This window comes from Streptomyces sp. SID14478 (genome assembly GCF_010548525.1).
In the GTDB taxonomy this organism is placed as follows: Bacteria; Actinomycetota; Actinomycetes; order Streptomycetales; family Streptomycetaceae; genus Streptomyces.
Genome location: NZ_JAAGMG010001036.1, coordinates 1 through 4,929, shown reverse-complemented (window position 1 = coordinate 4,929; position 4,929 = coordinate 1). Strand labels below are relative to the sequence as shown.

Sequence of the window (4,929 nt, the reverse complement as noted above, 5' to 3'; positions counted from 1 at the left end):
GCGCCGTGGTCGTCGGCTACCGCGGCGTCCTGCGGTTCCGCTACGAAGTGCGCCGCCCGCCCGCACACACGAGCAGCCCCGCGGAACGCGCCGCGGAACTCGCCAGCGACCTGTGGCAGGCGGTGCGGTCCCTGCTGCCCGCCCTCCCCGCGGACGCCCCGCTCTTCGCGCACGCCTCGCCGGCCCTCGTCGCCCTGGAGGGCGGCCTGACCCACGCCCGCGCCGAGATCTCCTGCCGGATTCCGCGCGGCTTCGACGCCCCCGGCTTCCTGGACCAGGTGCGCAAGCACGGGGCGGACGGCGAGATCACCGTCGTCGAGCAGGTGCCGGCCGTCAGGACCGGGCGCGGCACACCCCTGGTCCGCGCCTTCGCCGGTGCGGTGCGCCGGCGTACCGGTGCCGTCTCGGTCAAGGTCAAGCTCGGCACCTCCGACATGAACATCCTCGCGCCGCACTGGGCGGTGCCCGCCCTCGCCTACGGCCCCGGGGACTCCACGCTCGACCACACCGACGAGGAGCACATCGCTCTGCAGGAGTACCTGCTCGCCGTCGACGTCCTGGCCGAGGCACTCCCGGACATCGCGCGTTCCCTGCCCCGGCCGGTACCTGCGGCCGACCCCTATTGCGAAGAGAGGCGACCGTGAGCGTCGACGACCTCCCCCTGGCCGTACTGGCCTCCCGGATCAGACTCGAGGAGAAGCTGCTCCTCGCCGAACTCGACCGGCGCCGTGTTCCGTTCAGCGTCCTGGACACCAGGACGACCGTCTTCGGGCCGGGCGCCGACTTCCGCTTCCGCGGCGCGCTCACCCGCGAGATCGGACACACCCGCAACCTCTACGCCACCCGCATGCTCGAACACGCGGGCGTGACCGTGGTGAACACCTCCGCCATCCTGGACACCTGCGGCGACAAGCTGTTCACGACGCTCGCGCTGGAGAGGGCCGGGCTCCCCGTGCCCCGCTGGATGGCGACCCTCACCCCGCAGGGCGCGCTGCCCGCGCTGGCCGGCTTCGGCTACCCCGCCGTGGTCAAGCCCGTCGTCGGGTCCTGGGGCCGGCTCGCCGCCCGCCTCGACGGCCACGACGCCGCCGAAGCGGTGCTCGAACACCGCGAGGCGCTGCCCGGCCCGGTCAACGGGATCACCTACGTCCAGGAGTACATCGACAAGCCCGGCCGCGAGATCAAGGCGTACGTGATGGGCGGCGAGACGGTCGGGGCGATCTACAAGAGCTCGGACGAATGGCGCACCAACACCAAGCGCGGCGGCGTCCCTTCGGTGTGCACGCCGGACGACGAGCTGCTGAAGCTGCTCACGGCCACCGCCGAGGCGATCGGCGACGGCGTCCTCGGCATCGACGTGCTGGAGGACCGCTCGGGTGCCTACTACGTCAACGAGGTCAACCACACCCCGGAGTTCCACGGCGCGCTGGACGTGCTCGACGTGGACCTGGTCGGACGCTACGTCGACCACGTCCTGAGCAGGGTGGGGGGCTCCGGTGCGTGAGCGATCCGTCGAGTGCCGAGGCGCCCTCGTACCGCTGCCGCCCGGTCACCGGGACTGGCTGACGCTGGAGTTCGGCGGCGCCGACCAGGCGCGCGCCGCGGACGGCGCCGAGGTCCTCGTGCACTACGCCGACGCCGTGGACCCCGAATGGATCCACTGCCCGCCGGGGCGGAGCCGGGCCCGCGTCCCGCTCACCCGGCCCGAGAACCCCACCGCGATCCGCCTGCCCGACCGTCCGGGCACCTGGGTCCAGATAGAGGAGGCTGCCGCATGACCGGTAACGGGCTGGCGATGTTCGGCGGTCCCCGCGCCGTCCCCAAGGACCGCGCCGCGAAGGACCTGGTCGGCTGGCCGGTGATCACCGACGCCGAGCGCCAGGCCGTCGTCGGCGTCCTGGACAGCGGGCAGTTCACCTCCAACAACCCCGGCGCCGGGCAGGTGCAGCTCCTCGAACGCGAATGGGCCGCCCTGGTGGGCACCGAACACTGCGCGGCCGTCTCCAACGGCACCACCGCGCTGGAACTCGCCCTCGCCGCGGCCGGGGTCGAACCGGGCTCGGAGATCCTGGTCCCGGCGCTGTCGTTCATCGCGAGCGCCGTGGCCCCGGTGCACCGGCTCGTCGTCCCCGTCTTCGTGGACATCGACCCCGTCACCTTCACCATGGACCCGCGCGCCGCCGCCGCGGCCATCACCCCGCGCACCTCCGCGATCCTCGCCGTCCACCTGCACGGCCTGCCCTGCGACATGGAGGAACTGCGCGAACTGGCCCGCCGGCACAGCCTGTTGCTCATCGAGGACGCCGCCCAGGCCCACGCCGCCGAGTACCGCGGGGTGCGCACCGGGGCGCTCGGCGACGTCGCCGCGTTCAGCCTCAACGTCGTCAAGAACCTGCCGACCTGCGGGGAGGGCGGCCTGATCACCACGGACGACCCCGACCTGTACGCCCGGCTGCTGCGCCACCGCCAGTTCGGCGAGGAGCTCGAAGGGCGCGGCAAGCGCGACTACATCTCCCACGAACTGGCCGGCAACGCCAAACTCAGCGCGATCCAGGCGGCCTTCACCCGCTGCCAGCTCAGCCGGCTGGAGGAGTACCACCGGGCGCGCGACCGCAACGTACGGGCCCTGCTCGACCGGATCGGCGTGCTGCCCGGCCTCCAGGTACCGCACGTCCCCGAGGACCGCACGCACGCCTGGCACATCCTCCGCTTCCGTTTCTCCCCCGAACGGATGGGCATCGAGGGCGCCACACCGGGTGCGGTCCGGGCCGCCGTCGAGCGGGTGATGCGCGCCGAGGGCGTACCGCTCCAGCAGTACCAGCCCGTCGCCCTGCCCGAGCAGGAGGCTCTCCTGACCCGCAAGGGCTTCGGCGGCTACCCGTGGAAGCTGCGCCCCGGCGCGTACCCGCCGGCCGCCGACACCTACCCCCAGACCCTCGCCGTCATCGAGGACTCCCTGACCCTGCAGCGCTGGCACCTCAACCCGGCCGCCGGCCCCGTCCTCCAGGACTGCGCGGCGGCGTTCGAGAAGGTCTGGGCCCACCTCGACCAGGTGGCGACGCTCGCCCGCGGCATGAGCCCCGCCCCGTCGGAGGCCGTGCGATGACCGGCGCGGACATCGGCGTGCTCGCCGAACGGGCGCACCGGGTGCGGGAACGGGTGCTGGAGATGGGGGCCGGCGAGACCGGCACCCATGTCGGTGGCAGCCTCTCCGCCGCCGACCTGCTGACCGTGCTCTACGGCTCGGTGCTGCGGGTACGGCCGCACCAGCCGGACTGGCCCGACCGCGACCGGTTCGTGCTCAGCAAGGGCCACGCCGGCGCGGCCCTGTACGCCGTGCTCGCCGAGTACGGGTTCATCGCGCCGGCGGAACTCGCCGACTACGCCAAGGCGGGCAGCCGGCTCGCCGCGCATCCGCTGCGCCGCGTCGAGGGCGTGGAGTTCCCCACCGGTTCACTGGGCCACGGCCTCTCGCTGGCCGCGGGCGCCGCACTGGCCGCCCGCCGACTCGGCCGCCCCTCCCGGGCGTTCGCGCTGCTCGGTGACGGCGAGCTCCAGGAGGGCTCGGTCTGGGAGGCGGTGATGGGCGCGGCCCACCACCGCCTGGACAACCTGGTCGCCGTCGTGGACCGCAACGGCTGGCAGATCAGCGGCACCACGGAGGAGTGCCTGTCGCTGGAGCCGCTGGCCGACCGCTGGCGCTCCTTCGGCTGGGCCGTGCGCGAGGTGGACGGACACGACCTGAGCGCGCTGCTCGCGACCTTCGCCGCACTGCCGGACACCGAGGGGCGGCCCACCGTCGTGCTGGCCCGCACCGTGAAGGGGCGCGGCGTCCCGATGTTCGAGGACCGCAAGAAGAGCCATTTCGTCCAGCTGACGCCGAAACTCCACGTGCGGGCGTTGGCGGGACTCCGCAACCGCAGGGAGCGACAACAGTGACCGAGCTGACGATCGCGCAGGAGACGTCCTCCTCACCGGAGCCCTCCTGGGAGGAGCGGTACGCGGGGCCGAGCCGGGAGGTGTGCCGGCGCGCGCTGGCCGACCTCGCCCGAAAGGACCCGCGCATCATGTGCGTGGACTCCGACGTCGGCGGACTGGAGACCCTCTTCGCCGACCTGCCCGAGCAGTACGTCAACGTGGGCATCGCCGAGGCCAATCTGATCGGCATGGCCGCGGGCATGGCGGCGGCCGGTCTCGTGCCGTTCGCGCACACCCTGAGCGGCTTCGCCGCGACCCGCGCCTGCGAGCAGATCAAGGTGGACGTGGCGGGCAACAACCTGCCCGTGCGCATCGTCGTCTCCCACGGCGGCCTGTCCGCCGGGCACTACGGCCCCACCCACCACGCGGTCGACGACCTCGGCATCATGCGGCTGCTGCCCCACCTCACCGTGCTGGTGCCGGCCGACGCGGTGGAGGCGGAACAGGCGCTGATCGCCTGCGCCGACCTGCCCGGCCCGGTCTTCCTGCGGCTGGGCCGCACCGAGACGCCCCTGGTCTACCGGCAGCCCTACGACTTCCGCATCGGCCGGGCCGTGACCCTCGCCGACGGCGACGACGTCACGCTGATCGCGACGGGACCGCATCCGGTGCTGATGGCGCTGCGCGCCGCCGAGACACTGGCCGCCGAAGGCATCAGGGCCCGCGTGCTCAACATGCACACCATCAAGCCGCTGGACGAGGAGGCGGTGCTGCGGGCGGCGGCGCAGACCCGCGGCATCATCACCGTCGAGGACCACCTGGAGGTCGGCGGCCTGGGCGGCGCGGTCTGCGAGGTCGTGGCGGCCCGCGGCGGCTGCCCGGTGCGCCGGATCGGGGTGCCCGACCGCTTCAGCGACCGGGTCGGCGGAGAGCTCGACCTGCTCCGGCACGCGGGCGTCACCGCGGACCGGATCGCCGCCGAGGCACGGCTGTTGACCGGCGCGGTGGCCT

General features: G+C 73.4%; 5 protein-coding genes and 1 pseudogene. All 6 read left to right on the top strand.

Annotation, left to right across the window (positions count from 1 at the left end):
- Positions 1-644: pseudogene (locus G3I40_RS33430) on the top strand (M20/M25/M40 family metallo-hydrolase); the annotation flags it as partial.
- Positions 641-1,504, top strand: coding sequence for a RimK family alpha-L-glutamate ligase (locus G3I40_RS33425; RefSeq protein WP_343245095.1), 864 nt, complete (start codon positions 641-643; stop codon positions 1,502-1,504). The pseudogene G3I40_RS33430 and the gene G3I40_RS33425, both read left to right, overlap by 4 nt.
- Complete coding sequence (locus G3I40_RS33420; RefSeq protein WP_164306354.1) at positions 1,497-1,778, top strand: hypothetical protein; 282 nt, start codon at positions 1,497-1,499, stop codon at positions 1,776-1,778. Before G3I40_RS33425 ends, G3I40_RS33420 begins: the two co-directional genes overlap by 8 nt.
- Positions 1,775-3,106, top strand: a complete 1,332-nt coding sequence (locus tag G3I40_RS33415) for a DegT/DnrJ/EryC1/StrS family aminotransferase (RefSeq protein ID WP_164306353.1) — start codon at positions 1,775-1,777, stop codon at positions 3,104-3,106. The genes G3I40_RS33420 and G3I40_RS33415 overlap by 4 nt, the downstream gene beginning before the upstream one ends.
- Positions 3,103-3,939 carry a transketolase gene (locus G3I40_RS33410; protein ID WP_164306352.1) on the top strand — a complete coding sequence of 279 codons (837 nt, stop codon included), beginning with the start codon at positions 3,103-3,105 and terminating at the stop codon, positions 3,937-3,939. Before G3I40_RS33415 ends, G3I40_RS33410 begins: the two co-directional genes overlap by 4 nt.
- Positions 3,936-4,929, top strand: a 994-nt coding sequence (locus tag G3I40_RS33405) for a transketolase C-terminal domain-containing protein (RefSeq protein WP_203645231.1), incomplete at its 3' end; no start/stop codon positions are given. The genes G3I40_RS33410 and G3I40_RS33405, both read left to right, overlap by 4 nt.

Excerpts from the sequence above, each read along its gene's own strand:
- G3I40_RS33415 (WP_164306353.1), top strand. The coding sequence starts at position 1,775 with ATGACCGGTAACGGGCTGGCGATGTTCGGCGGTCCCCGCGCCGTCCCC.
- G3I40_RS33410 (WP_164306352.1), top strand. The coding sequence starts at position 3,103 with ATGACCGGCGCGGACATCGGCGTGCTCGCCGAACGGGCGCACCGGGTG.